The following is a 17,561-nucleotide window of genomic DNA, read 5'->3' on the forward strand; positions in this document are numbered from 1 at the left end:
CCGATCTTGAGGTCCACGGGTGTCTCTTCGCCTGGCCTGAGCACGCCCAGGTCCCTGCGTAGGCGGGCCTGGTCGGCGACGACGAAGGCATCCTTGGCGGCCGTCCGTCTTTGCCTGGCCGCCATAAGCGACCGACGCCTGATGAACGGCCAGGCCGACCAGATAGACCATCGACTGGTTGTGGCCGAGGAGCCGATGAGCCGATGAGCAAGGCGGCCCCGCCGTGGTTGATATCCACTGCCCGGAGACCGTCCTCGGCCTTCCGTGTCGATCACCGCGGGGGTGGTGTTCCCTGACCCCTTGCCGATGTCGATGCCGGCCCAGATCTGGGGCACGGCTACCTCTGCCAGTTCGTCGTCCCGCTGCAACCCCGCAGACGACCTCGCCGACGTTGTCCTGCTCGGCGATCGAGTCGGAAGTCGAGCGCTGTGAGAAGGCTCCCGTGGGGGGTGGCAGGGGGCGTATCTGCGTCTGGCATGATCGCGAGCCATGGGCAACCGGGTGTTCGACGCAGTGCTGTGTGATCTTGACGGAGTGATCCGCTTCTACGACCTGACCGAAGTAACGCGTCTGGAGCGGGCAGCTGGGCTCACCGAGGGCACCACCGCTGAGATCGGATTCGCCCCCGAGCGAGATCTGCCCCTGTTGCTCGGGCAGATCGGCCGAGCCCAATGGGCCGACTCCATCGCCGATGCACTCGCCGACCGGATCCCCGCCCAGCAGGCCGCCGAACTGGCCGCCGCCTTCGCCCACGCCCCCTTCCGCGCGGATCAAGATGCCGTGGAATTGATCGGGAGGGTGCGCGGCAGGATGCCCGTCGTACTGGTCACCAACGCGACCGCTTGGCTGGACGAGGACTTGGCCCTGCTGGGACTCACCGACCTCGCCGACCACGTGGTCAACAGCTCCCGCGTCGGCATCGCCAAACCCGATCCTGCGATCTACCAGATCGCCGTGCAACGAGCGGGCGTTCCGGCCGAGCGCTGCCTGTTCGTGGACGACACCCAGGCCAACATCGATGCGGCCCGCGCGGCAGGTATGTCCGCCGTGCTCTACCGCGACCCCTCAGATCTTCGCCAGGCACTGGCACCGGTCCTTTAGAACAGGGCGGGAAGGCGCCGGCCCGCCAGGACCTGTCCGGTGCAGGGATCGACTTCCATGAGGTTCACATCGAGACCAACGCTCACGATCTGACCCTGCTCTTCTCGGACCTCGAGGTGAGCGAGGTTCCGATCGGACATGCGCCCTTCGTCACGGACTGAGAACCAGGGCCTATGTGATCGTGTGACTCAAGTGGCTCCGGATCGTTCCCCCCGTCATGGGCGGGCGGATCTGAGTGCGGCGGAGTGGGAACGGCTGCGGCCCACAGCCGTGGCTTCCTCCTGACCGAGTGGATCCGCCCAGCCGAACAGGACGTGCCCAAGCCCATCAGCGGATTCGCCGGCTTCCACCGCCAGGATCTCGACGCCGTCACCACCGGAGTCCCCCTGCACTGGAGCTCAGGCGTCGTCGAAGGCCACGTCGACAGGGTCAAGACAATCAAGCGGGCCTACTACGGCAGGTCCCATGGTCTTCCCCATGTGGGCGTCCGCATCATCGGCCCGCAGCCCCTTGCCCGGTGGCCCTATGGACCACCGTCACTGGCGCGGCCGCCAGCGCCCAACAGCTTCCTGGGGGCGTGGTCGCAGTCAGAGCCTGACGGGCTTCGCTGCGCCCTCGGCCGCCGCCCTGTGCCCCGATACCGCGGGCTCCAGTGGCCGCCTGATGGTAGGTTCGCGGCCCGCAGATGCCGACGGGGGACCATCATGACGCCGACCACACAGCCGGAACCGCCCGGTCAGCTCTCGCACGGACAGCGCAGGGCACGCCGAACCGTGATCCGCGCGGGTATCGGGATGCTCCTGCTCCTGCTGCTCGGCACCCTTCTCGCCGGCCGGCCGTGGAACGCGCCCTGGTGGCCCGGCAGGACCGAGGTCGCCGCCGTCCCCGACCCTTGTGGGGTCCTCGACGAACCGGCCCGCCGGCTGCTGCCCGGTGTCATCCCCGCACGGGACCCGTGGGAGCGGGTGCTGGTAAAGCAGGAGGTGTGCGAAGCCAAGAACGAGGCGGCGACCCTCAGGCTCGGCTATGAGCGGTGGCAGTGGGGACACCTCAAGTCCCCCCAAAGCGGTGAAGCGGCGGCCCGCGACCGGCTCCAGAGCCTCGTGGACCCCAACCATGGCCAGAGATGGGAACCGGTGCCGGGTCTCGGCTCAGATGCCTACCGGAACAATTCGACCGTACTGGTGCGCGACGCCAATGTCATCGTCCGTGTCGCATACATCGATACCCGGCGGCAGTCGGCCGGCGCGGCGGCCGAGGCCGAGCACCTCGCCCGCGCGGCGGTGGCCGCGATCCGTCACTAGGGCGCGCCCCTGGATCCCGTAATCGCGGGCGCCGGACAGAGACCATGGCAGGCATGACCACTGAACATCCTGCCGAGCGGGGCGGCACCGGGCGCGACTTGTTCGCCGCCTTCTCCGAGCGGGCATCGAACGTCACCAGTTCACCCCTGTTCTCCTCCCTGTGCGTGCTCCTGCTCCTCGGCATGCTCGCCATGCACCTTCTGCACCTGCCACTGCCTTGGCTGATCTTCGTGGGAGACGTCGTAGCGGCCGGCAGCCTGCTGCTGCTCGCTCTGCTGACCAACACCGAACGGCGTGACGCGCACGCGGTGCAGCACAAACTGGACGCGATCGCAGCGGCACTGCTCGAACAACGCGAGGGCACAACCCACACAGCGGCCGACGAACTACGGCGAGTCATCGGCATGGAGGAACAGCAGTAGCCGGGGCCGGGCCACCGAAGACGCCCGCGGGGCCCGCTTCCGGGGCGGCCGGCCGCGAGCAAGAGGAGCCGCTTGCCGAAGACGACGGTGGCGAACGTCCGGACGTGGGGGGCGGGGCCATCGGCGGCTGGTTGGCTGTGGGCCACCCTCGGATAGGGTCCTGAGCGCCAATGGTCCGATCGAGGAGTGCCGGAATGACTGACATGACGCAGCCGCCCAGTGGGCCAACGGCGGCGACCGGCGACAGCGGACTCGTGGACGAACGGATACGCCGGATACGCCGGCGGCTGGAGCGGCTCATCGGCATCGCCGCCACGGAAGGCAATAGCGTACGGCCCCTGCGCAACGGGGACGCGATCTTCACCGCGATGCTGGACGCGATCGGAAGTGCCCGGCACACCGTCGACATGATGACCTTCGTCTACTGGCGGGGCGACATCGCACATCGTTTCGCGGAAGCGCTGACCGACCGGGCGCGTGCGGGAGTGAGGGTGAGGCTGCTGCTGGACGGATTCGGCAGCCGACTGATAGAGCAGGATCTCCTGGACCGGATGAGCGGGGCGGGGGTAGAGGTCGCCTGGTTCCGTAAGCCGCTCCTCCTCTCGCCGCTCAAGCAGAACCACCGTTGCCACCGCAAGGTCCTCGTGGTCGACGAGCGGACGGCTTTCACCGGAGGCGTCGGCATCGCCGAGGAATGGTGCGGCGACGCGCGCAACCCCAACGAGTGGCGGGATACGCACGTCGAGGTGCGGGGGCCGGCCGTCGACGGAGTCGCCGCCGCTTTTGCTCAGAATTGGGCAGAGTGCCACACGGAGCTCTTCGACGAGCGCGACCGCTTCGTCAGCCACGAGCCCAGCGGGAGCGCCATCGTGCAAGTGGTGCGCGGCTCGGCCAGTTTCGGCTGGCAGGACATGCAGACCCTGGTGCGCGTGATCCTGGAATCGGCTGAGGTGCGGGTTCGTCTGGCGACCGCCTACTTCGCCCCCGACACCTACTTCATCGAGCTGCTCTGTGCCACGGCCCGGCGCGGCGTGCAGGTCGAGATCCTCCTGCCTGGGCCCCATACGGACAAACGGGTGTGTCAACTCGCGGGCCAGCACCACTACGAGGCGCTCACCGCGTGCGGGGTACGCATCTTCCAGTACCAGCCGACGATGATGCACGCGAAGATCATGACCATGGACGGCGTGGTCGCCCTGGTGGGCTCCACGAACTTCAACCGCCGCTCCCTCGATCACGACGAGGAGGTCATGCTGGCCGTCATGGACGGCGAGTTCACGGCTGTCCTCGACGCGCACTACGACGAAGACCTCAAGGCCAGCGACCTGATCCGCCCGGACCGCTGGAAGCGCCGCTCGGTGCTCCAGCGCGCCCGAGAGACCGCGGTGCTCCCCATCCGCCGCTATCTGTAGCAGACGCCGGGCGGGGCACACACCCGCACGACCGGCGTGTGCGGCGCTCCTGCGCTGACGCGCGCCAGGTCTGTACGGGTGCGGAGCAGTTCACCGTGCCAAGGCCTTCGACGGGTGCCGGGTTTCATGCCTGAGAGGCAGACGACAATGTGGTCGGATCGACACCGGAGAGTTCGATGATCCGGTGGGCCGGCACGCCGGCGGCGAGTGCTCGGCGCAGCAGGGTGTCACGGTTGTCCTCGCCCTCGCGGAAAGCGAGCAGTTCCTCCTCGACGCTCGCCACGCGGTCCGTGGCGGCGGCACGGCGGAGTCGTTGCAGCTCCTCCTCGCCCAGGGGCACCGGGAGCCGCTCCGCGTCCTTGGGAATGAGGGCGGTCTCTTCCGGAGGTACCACGCGGACGGCCGGGGACGCGGGACTCACTCCCTGGGCCGAGAACCAGGCCTGCACGGCCGAGGTGCCCAGGCACTCCAGCTCGCCGACGAGAGCCAGCGGCGTTCCCTGCCAGCCTTCCGTGGTCGTGACAAGGAACAAGTAGGCGTCATCCGTCATCGTGGTCACTCTCCTGGCACACCGTGGCAGCAAACGATCACCCGGCGATTACCCCCTCGTTGCGGGGTCAAGCCGAGAAGTCCCTGCCGATCAAAGGTGCGAGTGGTGCACGGCGGGTCGGAGGCGGCTCCGCCGGGATCCGCGGGGTTCGTTCGCGTTGGGTCCACACGGGTAGAGTCGGGGCACGGTTGCTTGATGGCAACCTTTCAGGCGATGAACAGTGCTCTTGGGTCGACGAAGGCGAACTCACTCCTGCCGCCCCTGGGCGCGTCCGTCAACCATTGCCTCGCGTCCGGGCAGGCCGCCCGGACGAGCGGCCTGCCCTCCTACGACTGCTCCGCAAGAAATGACGCTCTCCATGACGAATTTCCTGGCTGTGGAGCGGGCGCTGCGCACTGCCGCACCGCACGATCTGCTCCGCACGGTTCGCTCCGCGCTCATGACGCACTACGAGGCCCTGGAGGTCGACCTCCTGATGGCCGACTACAGCCTGAGCGTCCTGCAGCAGGTCACCGCGCTGCCCGATACCGCAGAGCCTCTGCCCGTGCAGGCCACGCCGGAGGGCCGCGCTTTCGGCAGTCAGGAGCCGTACGGCCGGTACTCGGCCGAGGGCGACGCCATGGACCTGCATCTGCCGGTGACCGTGCGCGGTGACAGGCTCGGAATCCTCACGGTGCGTCTGCCCGATCACCTGTGTACGCCGGAAGCCGTTGGGGAACTGACGGACATCGCGGAGCTCCTGGGCCACGAAATCATCGTCGCGGAACGGGACACCGACCTGTACCTGCAGGCCCGCCGGGCAACCCGGCTCACCCTGGCCGCCGAGATGCAGTGGCAGTTGCTGCCCGGCCGGGCGTGCGCGCGTCCCGAGTACGCCATCGGCGCCCAGCTGGAGCCCGCCTATGACATCCACGGCGACAACTTCGACTGGTCCACCACGGCCGAGACGCTCACCATGACCGTCACCAACGGGATGGGCGAAGGCATCCAAGCCTCACTGCTGACGAATCTCGCCGTCAACGCGCTGCGCAACGCCCGCAGGGCCGGGGTCGGCATCGCGGACCAGGCAGCACTGGCGGACCAGGCCGTATTCGGGCAGTACCAGGGGCGGGAGTACGTCTCAACGCTCCTGCTGTGCCTGGAACTGTCCACGGGCCGCGGCCAGGTCGTGGACGCGGGCTCACCCCAGCTGTGGCGCTACCGGGAGAGATCCGTGGAGAGGGTCCACTTCGAGGCCCAGTTCCCCTTGGGCATGTTCGAGGAGTCCCACTACTCGGTGCAGCCCTTCGACGCCCTCCCGGGAGACCGTCTGGTCTTCGTCAGCGACGGCGTCTACGGGGCCGCGGACAAGGGCGGGGTGGCCTATGGCGAACGCGCACTCGCCCGCGCCATTCACGCCACCGGTCTCCTGCCCGCCGCCGCGGTGCCGCGCGCGATCCTGGAGGAGCTGGCCACCTACCGTGACACCGATGCCGACGACGACGCCCTGGTCACCTGCCTGGACTGGTTCGGCCGACCCGGCGCCTAGAGCTTCTCGGGATACCGCGCCGCTCGCAGCTCCACCCGGGATCCCGTCCGCCGGGTACCTCCATGGTTGTGCAGGTGCCGACACCGACGCAGGAGGGTCTCAGCCGGTGTCGGGCAGGGGCTCGTCCCGGTCCGGGAACGCTCCGAGCCTGATGTGGGTGGTGGCGGCGTCACGGAATGCGGCGAGACCCTGGGCCAGGGCGTGGCGATCCTGGGACGACATGCGCCGGAGTACTTCGGCAGCCTTGTGCGCGCGCAGGGCCCGGGTCTCCGCCAGGACGGCGGATCCACGCCGGCTCAGGGTCAGCTCCACTTCCCGTCGGTTGATCCTGCCGCGGGAGCGTTGCAGTAGGCCTGCCGCTTCCAGGCGGTCACACAGGCGACTCACCGCAGGTGGTGCGGAGCCCAGCGCCTCCCCCAGATCGCGCAGATTGATGCCGGCTCGTTGTTCGATCACCGTCAGGGCGCGCAGCTGTGACGGCGGGACCGGCCCCACCGCGGTTTCCTGGTTCGAGGACCAGAGGACTTCGAGCAGCTCCGCGACGGCACAGGTGTCGAGAGCACCCTGCTCTTCGACGTGTGAGGGGAGGGCTCGGGGCATCGCACCACTGTGTCAGCCGTGAGCCCTTTTGTCAGGTGGCGCCGCATGCGGGGCCGCCTGGCGGGCAGACGTCAGGCCTCGCAACCCGGCGGCACGGTGAGGTGTGCCGGGAGCTGCCTACGGCATCGTCGCAGGACGTGTGTGCACATGGTGCACATGCCGTGGGGAAAGCGGGCTGGAGGGGGGTGCGGTTGTGGGGAAGTGACCAAGTGGACGATAGTTGCCACTAGGCAACTGTCTTCTTCGATGTGATGAGGTGAGGGGTTCGCGCAGCGGGCCTTCAGCATTTGGTGAATTCCACCGAGGCCATTTCCGACCGTGCCCTCACGCGCAGTCCGTGGGGTGAGGCACCGTATCCGGTGCTCGTGACGGACGCCGAGGCGGTGCTGCTGTTCGTCAACGAGGCAGCCGGCCTGATTTTCCCCCGCGCACGCCCCGGCTCGGCCATGGTGGACGCGGTACCCGCCTGGCTCTCCTCAGCCCACGCGCGGCCACCCGGCGCCGCCATCCCCGCCGCACAGGGCCCCGTCGACGACCGCACGTACGAGGCTCATCCCACCGTGCGCGAGGACGACACGGTGGTGTGGTGGCTGGTCGACGACACCGACCACCGCCTCGCCCGCGAAGCACTTCAGGTGGAGCGCGAACGTACGGCCTTCCTGACCGAGGCCTCGAACCTGCTGCTGTCGTCGCTGAACCTGGAGCGGTGCATGGACGTCACGGCACGCATGGCTGCGGAACACCTGGCGGACGCGGCCCTGGTCATCGCTCCCACGCGCGGCCGCGAGCTGCCGGTGGTGACCTGCGTGCGCGGCAGACCCCCGTCCTCTGCCCGTATCACCGCCAACCCCGACCAGGTCCCGGGACTCGGCGAAGCGCTGCAGGGGTTTCCTCCGGTCCCTTCCCGCTGGATCGACCCCGCCACCGCTCCGGCCTGGCTGATCCCCGACGGATTCGGTGCCGTGGGGTCCATCGTCATCACCCCGCTGCCGGGTCATGGCGTGCCCGCGGGGGCACTGGTCCTGCTGCGCGGTGTCGGAACGACCGGGTTCAGCGCGGAGGAGGAGGTGTTCGCGAGGCTGTTCGCCGCGCGGGCCGGCGCCGCGATGTCCGCCGCCCGCCTCTACGCCGAGCAGACCTCGATCACCAATGTCCTGATGCGTGAACTGCTGCCGCCCTCGCTGCACCAGATCTCGGGTGTGGAGTACGCGGGCGGCTACCGGCCCTCCATGGACCACGAGCGGATCGGCGGGGACTTCTACGACGTCCACCCCGCCACCGTGGAGGGCGACGCGTCGCTCGTCGTCCTCGGAGACGTGTGCGGCAAGGGGCTGGAAGCCGCCGTGATGACCGGGAAGATCCGCAACACGCTCCACGCGCTGCTGCCGATAGCGCAGGACCACCAGCGGATCCTGAGCCTGCTGAACACCTCGCTCCTCAACTCCCACAACACCCGCTTCGCCACCTTGGTCCTGGCCTCCGCCATGCGGGATGGCAACACCGTGCGACTGCGACTGACCAGCGCCGGCCACCCCGCACCGCTGATCCTGCGCTCCGACGGCCGGGTCGAGGAGGCTGCGACCAAGGGCACCCTGGTCGGTGTGCTGCCCCGGGTCACCGCCGAGACCGTGCAGGTCACGTTGGCGCCGGGCGAGACCTGCGTCCTGTACACGGACGGGATCAGCGAGGCGCGCGGCGGCCCGATGGGCGGCACGCAATTCGGCGAGGAGAGGCTGTTCCGGGCCCTGGAAGAATGCGCGGGCATGCCGGGCGAGGCAGTGGTGGAGCGGGTGCAGATGCTCGCCTCCCAATGGGTGGGGGCCGGCCGGCACGACGACATGGCCGTCGTGGTCATTTCCGCACCCCGCACCAACCACCTCAGTGCGGTGGACGGCCGTACTCGGGGCAGGTTCACGGCATGACCATCGATACGGCAAGGCTCTCGGCACTCGGACTCCTGGCGGAACGCCTTTGGGAAGCCGCCTTGTGCGGCGACGAAGCGTCCGCGACCGCAGCGGTGCGCAGGGCGTTGGACGAAGGCCTGGACGCGGAGGGCGTACTGCTCGACGTGATCGCCCCCGTTCAGGGGCGCGTGGGCGAGGAATGGGCCGCCAACCGCATCACCGTCGCCCAGGAACACGCGGCGACCGCGATCAACGAGCGAGCCGTGGCCGCGGTCTCCCGGCACCCGGCGGCACGCACCGCGCACCGGCACGGGCGGATCACTGTGGCCTGCGTCGACGGCGAATGGCACGCCCTGCCGGCCCGGCTGCTGGCCGAAGTACTGCACCTGCGGGGCTGGCGGGTGGACTACCTCGGCGCCCAGGTCCCCATGGCGCACCTCATCGCGCACATCCACTCCACCGACACGGACGTCGTGGCACTGTCCAGCTCGATCCCCACCCGCCTGCCCACCGCACACGCCACGATCACCGCCTGCCAGGCCGCCGGCACCCCCGTCCTGGTCGGCGGCGCCGCCTTCGGACCCAACGGGAGATACGCCCGCCTGCTCAAAGCGGACTCCTGGGCCCCCGACGCCCGCACGGCCGCACAGGACCTCGCCCGCCGTCCGCTGCCCCGCCCCCGGCCGGACCACCATGTCATCGACGACCTCCCCCACCTGGCCGACCAGGAGTACACCCTCGTCACCCGCACCCGGCCCCAGCTCGTGCGCACGGTCTTCGACGGGCTGCTGCAGGCCTATCCGGCCATGCGCGGCTACAGCAACGACCAGCGCGAACGGACGGCCGAGGACCTCTCCCACATCGTGGAGTTCCTCGCGACCGCCCTCTACACGGACGACGCAGACCTCTTCACCCGGTTCCTGCAGTGGACCGCCGGCATCCTCACCGCCCGCGGGGTCCCTGCCCGCTCCCTGCCCCCGGCCCTGGACCTGCTCGGACAGGAACTCAAGGACTTCCCCCGCGCCACCGCCATCCTCAGATCTTCCCGCGCCTGTCTGACCAGCACCCACTTCCCCGCCGCCAGGACTCCCGTATGACCTTCGCACCGCCCAACCCGCTCCGGCTGACGTACCTCGACACGGACGACACCGTACGGATCGAGCTGCACGGCGACTTCGACTACGAGCGCGCCGACGACCTGCTCAACGCCGTCAGGCAAATCCTGGCGGACCGCACCGGCTTGAAGGAGCTGCACCTGCACTGCGGCAACGTCACCGCAGTGGACTCCACCGGACTGTCGACCCTGCTGATGATCCGACGCCACACCGACACAGCAGAAGTGCACCTGCGCATCGTTGACCGACCCATCTGCCTGGAGCGCATCCTCGAGCTCACCGGAACCCTCAATCACCTGACGGCCGGGCACACAGGTCAGAGGGCCTCCTCCCGCCCGATCCAGGAGGAGAACGCGGCCGCGGACGGAAACACCTGGTCAGAACCCCTTTCGATCTCCGCACCGGAGTAAGGTGAAGGTACCGGGAGTATTTCGCGCATCGGATGCAACTCAGGTGTCATTTCCGGCGATCAATACGCCGGGCCGTCGAACCGCGGGCGGCCCGGGGACAGGTCTCCATCATGACCGTCATCCTGGAACGCATCACACCCGCCACGTCACCCCCGCCTCCCACCGCCGCGCCTCCTCGCGCCGCTCGCCTCGTGCTCACGCCGAAGACCGCCCTCTCCGGGCAGCTGGACGGCGCCTGGTGGCCCCGCTCCCGTGACCTCGCAACCGAACTCCCCGCTCTCGTCGCCGCCTTGGCCGAGCCCTGGGGACGCATCACCCGCGTCACCGTGAACCCCACCCGCTGGCCCGTCGTCCCACACAAAGTCTCCGTGGCCGAGCACACCGTGCACGTGGGCTGGTTCGCCGAACAGGATCCCGACAAGCTGATCCTGCTCTCCTACACCGTCGGCCGCTGGGACCTCCTCGTCGTCCCGCCCCAGACCTCACCCGCCGCCGCGGCCCGCCTGATGGCCGCCGCCGCCGTCCCCGGCAGCGTCCTGACCGCCCGCGCACTGATCGCCGCCGAAGCCGTCATCGGCCGAAGGCCCGACCTCCGGAGCCGGGAAGACGCCTGGGAGAGCGAAGGCGGTGCGCGCGCATCAGACATCGGCTCCCTCGCCAGGCTGCCGGTCGGCCCGCTGTCCGCCGGCGCCTGGTGGTGAGCCTCGTCCGCAGGACGTCGCCGTAGCGGCAGCATGACGCCGGGGCATTGATCATCGCGTGCTGAGGCCGGGCGTCGCTGCACCCGGCGACGCCATGACGTCGGTCGAATCCCGGCGCCGGCTGCGCGCGGCCCGCCGTGTTCCCGACGTCGTCGTGTGTTCCCCCACCCGGCGTGCCCACCAGACTCCGCCACATCGAGGGACGGGTGTCACCCGCCTGCCACGCTTCGTAGTCGACATGATGCAGACCATCACGCTGCGTGTCAGCGTGAACCCACAGGAGTCCGTACCCCACACATCAAGAGGAGCAGCCGTCATGGGCGGTACGCAGGACAAGCATCAGGAGCCGGGCAAGGGCCGTGAGGCGCAGGAGCACCGTCGCCCCGGAGACCCTGCGCAGCCCCAGCCGGGCAAGCCGTCCCGCGAGCGGAGCCAGAAGCAGGGCCGGAAGCCGGGCGAGGAAGAGGCTTCACGTCCTCGCGAGGACGACCTGCTGCGTGAAGAGGACCTGCACGACGAGACGTTCTGACCGGAACGCCACTCGTCCCAGCACCCAGAGCCCGGCCGGTCCACAGTCACCCCGGCCGGGCCCTGTCACGTCGCGCCCGATGCCGACCTTGAGACCCACGGCCGCACACACGGCCGGACACCGCCCTGACTTGCCGGGCCGCCTGCGAACGGCCACCCCGGCTCACCGCCGGCATGCTCAGACCCGGCGCCAACAGGCCATGGCCCAGGAGAACAACCCGAACAGCACGAGCCCGGCGGCGACCACCATGAGAAGCCACGGGCCCGCAGGGGTCTGGGCGAACGCACGGAGCGTGCCGTCGACCCCCTTCGCCTTCGCCGGGTCGTAGCTCAGGGCGGCGTGCACGGCGAAGGCGCCGGCCGCCGCGAAGACGGCGCCGCGCGCCAGACCGCCCACCGCCCCGAGGATCTCGACCGCCGTGCGCACCTCCTGGGGCTGTCGTTCCATCGCCAGGTGCTTGCGGAAGGTACGGCGCGCCGCCTGGACGGCGATCACGACACCGCCGATGGCTATCCCCGCGCCCGCTGCCGCCACCCACCACGGACCACCGGGCACATCGAGCGCCCGGGCCGTCACATCGCGCGATTGCTCGTCGCCGGACCGGGCGCCCCCGCCGGCTGCGAAGGAGAGCACGGAGAACGCGACGACCCCGTAGAACACGGCCCGGGCCACCGCGGCCAGTCGCTTGCCGGGCTTGTCCCCGTCGGGGCCGGCCGCACCCAGCGCCGCCTCTGAAAGCCGCCACAGCGCCATGCAGACGAGGCCGATGCCGACGGCCCATACGAGGACACCGCCGAAGGGCTTCTCCGCGAGCTCCTGCAGTGCGCCCGTCCGGTCCGCCTCCCCGCCGCCGTTCACACCGAAGGCGACGCGCACCGCGAGTACACCGATGAGCACGTACAGGAGCCCGCGCGTCACCAGGCCGCACCGGGCCAGCACCCCCCGCGCCTTGCCGCCGCTCGATGCGGTCTCCACACCCTCACGTACCGCTCCGCCAGCCGTCATGCCCCGCGAGTACCCCGCATTCCCCTCTCCATGCCAGGCCCGGCGGGGCCACGGCTCGTAGGGAAGATCGAAGCCGCAGGAGCAGCGAGGGAGTTGTCGAGTCCGGGCGTTCCCCACCCGTGGTGAGCCGCACCCCCAGGGCCGGGGCCGTCGGCGTGGAAACGTTCCATAGGGTGAGCCCATGTCTGACACGCTGAGTTCGAGAAAGACCGCTTCCGCGCTACGGGCGTCCGCACGGGCCTCCGCCGAGTTGCTCCTGGTCCTCGCCATGACCGCCGTGACGTTGTGGCTCCTGGGTCGGATGTGGTCGGTGCTCTGGCCGCTGGTCGTCGCCCTGTTGCTCACCACGCTGACGTGGCCCCTGGTCGCCTACCTGCGCCGACGCGGGTGGCCTCCCGCCGTGGCCGCGTCCTTGGTGACCGTACTGTTCCTCGTGGTCGCCGCCGGTGTCGTGGCCCTGATCGCCGTACCGGTGGCATCGCAGGCCGGCGAACTGGGCGACGGCGTGGTCAAGGGGATCCAGCAGCTGCGCGGATGGGCTGCCGGGCCGCCGCTGAACATCGGCGACGCCCAGATCACCGCAGCGTTCGACTCCGCGGTCGACCGGGTCCAGCACAGCGTCGGCACCACGGTTTCGACGGTCGTCACCGGCGTGAGCACCATCTTCAGCGGCCTGGTCACCGCCGTCCTGGCGCTCTTCCTGATGTTCTTCTTCCTCAAGGACGGCCCGCGGTTCCTGCCGTGGCTCACCCGGCAACTCCCCGGCCGGCTCGCCACCGACGTCCCCGTCGTAGCCGAGCGCGGCTGGGAGACCCTCGGTTCGTTCGTGCGCTCCCAGGCGTTCGTCGGTCTGCTCGACGCCGTCTTCATCGGGCTGGGGCTGTGGATCGTCGGTGTTCCCCTGGTGTTGCCACTGGCGGTACTGACCTTCGTGTCCGCGTTCGTGCCGATCGTGGGCGCCCTGTTCGCCGGCCTGGTCGCGGTGCTCATCGCGCTGGTCTCGAACGGTCTGACGGACGCGCTGATCGTGCTGGTGATCATCATCGTGGTGCAACAGCTGGAGGGCAACGTCTTCCAGCCGATGATCCAGAGTCGCGGTCTCGGTCTCCACGCGGCGGTGGTCCTGCTGGCGGTGACGCTGGGGGGCAGTCTGGCCGGAGTGGTCGGCAGCCTGCTGGCGGTTCCGGCCGCGGCGCTGATCGCGGTTGTGTGGAGGTACCTGCGCGAGCAGCTCGTCGAGCCCGCGGCCGACCCGGGATCCGGCACGCGACCCGGCACGGGCTGAACAGGGCCCTGTGGATCCGTACGGCCACCCGCTACGGCGGGACGGTCGAGTCGGTCCTGTCGAGTCGGAGGGGGAACCGGCGGTCGGAGGGGGACGGCGTCCCGCGTCAGTGCGCCGCGCCCGTCGAGCGGGTGGCTGCGGCTCTACGGGGTGGCGAGCTTCGGAAAAGTGAAGGTGTAGCCCTGCGTCTTGAGCCACGGCAGGTACTCCTTGAGCGCTGCAACCGTCTCGCTGCGGTCGCCGCCCCCGTCGTGGAAGAGCACCGTCGGCTGTGCGGGCAGGTTTCCCTCCACGGCGGCGACGATCGCCGGCAGGCCCGGCCTGCTCCAGTCCTTGGGGTCCACACTCCAGCCCAGCGGCCGCATCCCGCTCCCGGCGGCTATCGCCCGGCTGTCCGGGGTGAAGGCGCCGCCCGGGGCGCGGTAGTAGTCGACGGCGACGCCCGGCACGGCCTTCTCGATCATGGACTTGCCGTCGAGGATCTGCTGCCGCTGATACGCGATGGGCTTGTGGTCCATGGTCACGTCGTGGTCGACCGAGTGGTCACAGAGGCTGTGCCCCTCGGCGGCGACCGAGCGCACCAGGTCCGGATACTGCTGCGCGCGGGTACCGATCATGCAGAAGGTGGCCTTGACGTGGTTCTCCCGCAACACTGCGAGGACCTGGGGCGTCCAGCGCGGGTCCGGACCGTCGTCGATGGTGATGGCGATGTCGTGACCCGGGCCCTGCGCCAGCCGGGAGATGCCCAGCGGCACCTGGGCAGGGCCGTGGGCGCTCACAGTGGATGACCGGCCCGCCGCCGACGGCTCGGCCTGCCCGGCGGCCGTCCCGGCCTGGCCGCTCGGGGCTGCGAAGGCCGGTGCGCCGGCGGCCGCCGACAGGACGAGTACGGCAGCGGTCGCCACGGCGGATCCCGCGCGACGACGGCTTACGGAACTGCGGGTGATGCCCATGGAGGCGCTCTTCCTTCGGACTCGGCCCCCCGGTCTCCCACTGCCGGTCCAGGCTAGGCCGTACGCCCCGGCGCCGTCCTCCCCCGATCGGCCCATCCGGAGACCCGGCGCGGACGGGACGTCCGGCCCGCGTGCCCGCGTCCGCCCCCGCCCGGCCCGCTCCGGAGCCGGGGCGCAGCAGGATCCGGCCGAGCATCGGCATCCCCGGCCCGTTCCTGGTTTCGCTCACGCAGCCCCTGCCTCCGGCTCTCACCGGTCGGTCAAGCCGGTCGGTCAGGCGGACCACTGCGCGTGCAGGGAGCGGGTGGGCGTGGTGGGATCGGCCGGGTGAAGGATCCCTTTGGTTGTGACGAGCCGGCATTCCTGGCATGTTCCGGGACCACGGACCGTGCGGCAGCGCGCCGCTTTGTCGCCTCACGGGCCGCCGACGCGGGCGAGCTGGCATTGCTGTTGGACATGCTCGGGCTCCTGCCCGATTCCGACCCACGGCCCGCACCGCGCGGTCCGAGGCGCAGCCCGCCCTGAGGCCACCGGCCGGTCCGAACTCGACCGGCCCGTACACCGGCTGACCGGTGCGTACTCATGCCCCGAGGGCGTCCTCGACGCTCGCGTGTACGGAAAGGACCGTATCGGCACCGGTCACGGCGAAGAGCCGGCGCAGCTGATCGCCCGGAGCGGCGACGCGCAGGGCCGTGAGGTGGTGCAGTCGCAGCAGCAGGTTCAGGAAGGAGGAGTCGCCGAAGGTGACGGCCCCGGCGTCCAGAACCACCAGCGGGTACCGGTCCGAGGCGGAGACGAGAGCCTCCTCCAGCGGAGCCAGCGTGTCCTGGTCCAGCTCTCCGCGGGCCGCCACCACCCACGCAGTGCCCGCCGCGTAGCCGCCCCCGACCACACCTGGCTGGAACGCGTCCCCTGCTCCGGTCATGCCCGCCTCCCGGCTCGCCACCTGTAACGTCGTCGTCAAGGGAGTATGCCTGGTCGCTCGTACTACGAGGTCGCCGCAGGGTGCGGCACGGCCCCCGGGACGCACGGAGTGGCCCGGGAAAGGAAGACGTGCCCTGCGAAGGGTGTAGGACCGATGAGCCGGGGCACAAGCGCCCGGGCAGCCGTCAGTCAATCGGGAGGGAGTGGCCACCATGCCTCGCTCGGCCACCGTCATGGGACCCATTCGCGCTACAGACACGCAAGCTCCGGCTCGTGACCGGGGCGTCGTGGGAGCGCCAACGCGGGACATGGACCACGTCGAGGTCGAGAACGCCCGCGAGATGGCCCCGACCGACGCCCGTGAGCTGTCGCGGCACTTCTTCGCGAGACTGCGCACGCTGGAAGAGGGCACCCGCGAGTACCAGTACACGCGCAACACCCTGATCGAGATGAACCTCTCGCTCGTGCAGTTCGCGGCGCGGCGCTTCCGTGCCCGTGTGCTCGGCGGCGGTCTCGACATGGACGACATCATCCAGGTGGGAACGATCGGCCTGATCAAGGCCATCGACCGCTACGACCTCGAGCGGGAGGTCGAGTTCTCCACGCTCGCCCTCCCCTACATCATCGGTGAGATCAAGCGCCATTTCCGTGACACCACCTGGGCCGTGCACGTACCGCGGCGCCTGCAGGAGCTGCGCACGGAACTCGCCAAGGCCCAGGAGGCCCTGAGCGACGTCCTGGGCAGGGCGCCGACGGTCAAGGAGATCGCCCTCCACCTGGAGTTGTCCGATGACGAGGTCATCGAGGGGCTGGTGGCCGCGAACGGCTACACGAGCAGTTCCCTCGACGCCGTCGACAGCGACGGCGATGCTGCCTCCTCGGCGAGCCGCAGCGCCCGGCCGGCGGCGGAACGCCACGGAGCCGTCGATCCCGGCATGGAACTCTTCGAGGAGTTCCACACCCTCGCGCCCCTGCTGGAGCAGCTGGACGAACGCGACCGGCTCATCCTGAGGATGCGCTTCGGCCAGGAGCAGACCCAGGCCGAGATCGGCGCCGAGCTGGGCATCTCCCAGATGCAGGTGTCGCGGATTCTGTCGCGCACGCTGGCCCGGCTGCGCACCGGCATGCTCGCGGAGTAGGAAATGGGGTCGGCGACGCATGCGGTGCCCACGAGGCCGCTGACCGCCCGGCCGCTGCGGGACCGGCCCGGAGCGCTGCTGAGCGGCAGCTGCGACCTCGATACCCGGCAGTGCCTGTCCGCCGCGCTCGGCGCCGTGGCCGCGATCCCCGGCCCCGTCGTCCACCTCGACCTCTCCGCCGTGGTCTTCCTCGACCCGGCCGCGGTCGCCGCCCTCGTGGGGGCGGCGGCCGCCCTCGGCGGACAGGGCCGGCGTCTGCTGCTCCACGACCCGCCGCACTCGCTCCGCGAGGTCGTGGAGATGTGCCCGTACGACGTACGGTGGCTGGCGCCCGAGGTGCTGGCCGACGCACGGCGCACGCACCCCACCCTGATCGAGGACGGCCGGGAACTGCCGAGTCCGGCCTACAGCGACGCGCCGGGGGTTTCCGCTGTGGACCACCAGCGGTGCGCGGGCGGAAGTCGTCGCCGAGATCCACGACGGCGGCCGCCTGGCCGGCCCCCTGGCGGGGCGACGCCGGCCCTCCCTCGCAGCGGCGAACGGCGGCCGCGGCCTGTGGATGATCCACCAGCTCTGCGATCTCGTCGAGGTCCGCGCCACGGACACGGGCTTCACCCTCCGGCTGCACATGGCAACGGCATGAGAACTGCGGCCGCCTAGACTGTCACGGTGCGGGGCC

18 protein-coding genes and 1 pseudogene are annotated in these 17,561 nt (G+C 70.2%); 14 read left to right on the forward strand and 5 right to left on the reverse strand.

The genetic code is table 11. The features are described 5' to 3' along the window. Positions 1–489: 489 nt before the first annotated feature. From ACFYM0_RS03220 to ACFYM0_RS03235, 4 genes are all read left to right on the forward strand, one after another. Positions 490–1,101, forward strand: coding sequence for an HAD-IA family hydrolase (locus tag ACFYM0_RS03220; protein ID WP_388496004.1), 612 nt, complete (start codon positions 490–492; stop codon positions 1,099–1,101). A gap of 704 nt (positions 1,102–1,805) precedes the next feature. Then, on the forward strand, positions 1,806–2,405 hold the full coding sequence (locus tag ACFYM0_RS03225; RefSeq protein ID WP_388496006.1) for a hypothetical protein: 600 nt from the start codon (positions 1,806–1,808) through the stop codon (positions 2,403–2,405). Positions 2,406–2,458: 53 nt separating this feature from the next. Then, positions 2,459–2,827: a hypothetical protein gene (locus ACFYM0_RS03230; RefSeq protein WP_388496008.1), complete on the forward strand. Its 369-nt coding sequence runs from the start codon at positions 2,459–2,461 to the stop codon at positions 2,825–2,827. Positions 2,828–3,030: 203 nt separating this feature from the next. After that, entirely contained in the window at positions 3,031–4,239 is a 1,209-nt protein-coding gene (locus ACFYM0_RS03235; RefSeq protein WP_388496726.1) for a phosphatidylserine/phosphatidylglycerophosphate/cardiolipin synthase family protein, read from the forward strand. A 124-nt stretch (positions 4,240–4,363) separates the two neighbouring features. Here ACFYM0_RS03235 and ACFYM0_RS03240 read toward each other — a convergent pair whose 3' ends face one another. After that, complete coding sequence (locus tag ACFYM0_RS03240; RefSeq protein WP_388496010.1) at positions 4,364–4,789, reverse strand: DUF6003 family protein; 426 nt, start codon at positions 4,787–4,789, stop codon at positions 4,364–4,366. 358 nt (positions 4,790–5,147) lie between these two features. On the opposite strand from ACFYM0_RS03240, the gene ACFYM0_RS03245 reads away from it, so the two are divergent. After that, on the forward strand, positions 5,148–6,317 hold the full coding sequence (locus ACFYM0_RS03245) for a PP2C family protein-serine/threonine phosphatase (RefSeq protein ID WP_388496011.1): 1,170 nt from the start codon (positions 5,148–5,150) through the stop codon (positions 6,315–6,317). A gap of 99 nt (positions 6,318–6,416) precedes the next feature. On the opposite strand, the gene ACFYM0_RS03250 is transcribed toward ACFYM0_RS03245, so the two are convergent. Beyond that, on the reverse strand, positions 6,417–6,917 hold the full coding sequence (locus ACFYM0_RS03250; protein ID WP_388496012.1) for a MarR family winged helix-turn-helix transcriptional regulator: 501 nt from the start codon (positions 6,915–6,917) through the stop codon (positions 6,417–6,419). 359 nt (positions 6,918–7,276) lie between these two features. Here ACFYM0_RS03250 and ACFYM0_RS03255 point away from each other — a divergent pair, with 359 nt between their 5' ends. The 5 genes from ACFYM0_RS03255 to ACFYM0_RS03275 all read left to right on the forward strand — a co-directional run bounded on the left by ACFYM0_RS03255 (position 7,277) and on the right by ACFYM0_RS03275 (position 11,576). Then, on the forward strand, positions 7,277–8,839 hold the full coding sequence (locus ACFYM0_RS03255; protein ID WP_388496013.1) for a PP2C family protein-serine/threonine phosphatase: 1,563 nt from the start codon (positions 7,277–7,279) through the stop codon (positions 8,837–8,839). Next, complete coding sequence (locus ACFYM0_RS03260) at positions 8,836–9,918, forward strand: B12-binding domain-containing protein (protein ID WP_388496015.1); 1,083 nt, start codon at positions 8,836–8,838, stop codon at positions 9,916–9,918. The genes ACFYM0_RS03255 and ACFYM0_RS03260 overlap by 4 nt, the downstream gene beginning before the upstream one ends. Further along, positions 9,915–10,346 carry an STAS domain-containing protein gene (locus ACFYM0_RS03265; RefSeq protein ID WP_388496016.1) on the forward strand — a complete coding sequence of 144 codons (432 nt, stop codon included), beginning with the start codon at positions 9,915–9,917 and terminating at the stop codon, positions 10,344–10,346. Before ACFYM0_RS03260 ends, ACFYM0_RS03265 begins: the two co-directional genes overlap by 4 nt. A 110-nt stretch (positions 10,347–10,456) precedes the next feature. Further along, the gene (locus ACFYM0_RS03270; protein ID WP_388496018.1) at positions 10,457–11,047 is read left to right on the forward strand and encodes a DUF5994 family protein; all 591 of its coding nucleotides are present in this window, start codon (positions 10,457–10,459) and stop codon (positions 11,045–11,047) included. A 316-nt stretch (positions 11,048–11,363) separates the two neighbouring features. Further along, positions 11,364–11,576, forward strand: coding sequence for a hypothetical protein (locus ACFYM0_RS03275; protein WP_388496019.1), 213 nt, complete (start codon positions 11,364–11,366; stop codon positions 11,574–11,576). 177 nt (positions 11,577–11,753) lie between these two features. Here ACFYM0_RS03275 and ACFYM0_RS03280 read toward each other — a convergent pair whose 3' ends face one another. After that, positions 11,754–12,581 (reverse strand): DUF1206 domain-containing protein, encoded by an 828-nt coding sequence (locus ACFYM0_RS03280; protein ID WP_388496021.1) that lies wholly within the window; start codon positions 12,579–12,581, stop codon positions 11,754–11,756. Positions 12,582–12,762: 181 nt separating this feature from the next. On the opposite strand from ACFYM0_RS03280, the gene ACFYM0_RS03285 reads away from it, so the two are divergent. Continuing rightward, the gene (locus ACFYM0_RS03285) at positions 12,763–13,866 is read left to right on the forward strand and encodes an AI-2E family transporter (RefSeq protein ID WP_388496023.1); all 1,104 of its coding nucleotides are present in this window, start codon (positions 12,763–12,765) and stop codon (positions 13,864–13,866) included. 143 nt (positions 13,867–14,009) lie between these two features. Here ACFYM0_RS03285 and ACFYM0_RS03290 read toward each other — a convergent pair whose 3' ends face one another. Both ACFYM0_RS03290 and ACFYM0_RS03295 read right to left on the reverse strand, forming a co-directional pair. Next, entirely contained in the window at positions 14,010–14,819 is an 810-nt protein-coding gene (locus ACFYM0_RS03290) for a polysaccharide deacetylase family protein (RefSeq protein ID WP_388496025.1), read from the reverse strand. Between the two features lie 580 nt (positions 14,820–15,399). Further along, entirely contained in the window at positions 15,400–15,744 is a 345-nt protein-coding gene (locus ACFYM0_RS03295; protein ID WP_388496027.1) for an STAS domain-containing protein, read from the reverse strand. A 211-nt stretch (positions 15,745–15,955) separates the two neighbouring features. On the opposite strand from ACFYM0_RS03295, the gene ACFYM0_RS03300 reads away from it, so the two are divergent. The 3 genes and pseudogenes from ACFYM0_RS03300 (at position 15,956) to ACFYM0_RS03310 (ending at position 17,525) form a co-directional block, all read left to right on the forward strand. Next, on the forward strand, positions 15,956–16,882 hold the full coding sequence (locus ACFYM0_RS03300) for a SigB/SigF/SigG family RNA polymerase sigma factor (RefSeq protein ID WP_388496028.1): 927 nt from the start codon (positions 15,956–15,958) through the stop codon (positions 16,880–16,882). Between the two features lie 3 nt (positions 16,883–16,885). After that, positions 16,886–17,122 (forward strand): annotated as a pseudogene (locus ACFYM0_RS03305) (hypothetical protein); the annotation flags it as partial. A gap of 190 nt (positions 17,123–17,312) precedes the next feature. Then, the gene (locus ACFYM0_RS03310) at positions 17,313–17,525 is read left to right on the forward strand and encodes an ATP-binding protein (RefSeq protein ID WP_388496727.1); all 213 of its coding nucleotides are present in this window, start codon (positions 17,313–17,315) and stop codon (positions 17,523–17,525) included. Positions 17,526–17,561: the final 36 nt, after the last annotated feature.

The sequence above is a fragment of the Streptomyces sp. NPDC006487 genome (assembly GCF_042870555.1).
In the GTDB taxonomy this organism is placed as follows: domain Bacteria; phylum Actinomycetota; class Actinomycetes; order Streptomycetales; family Streptomycetaceae; genus Streptomyces.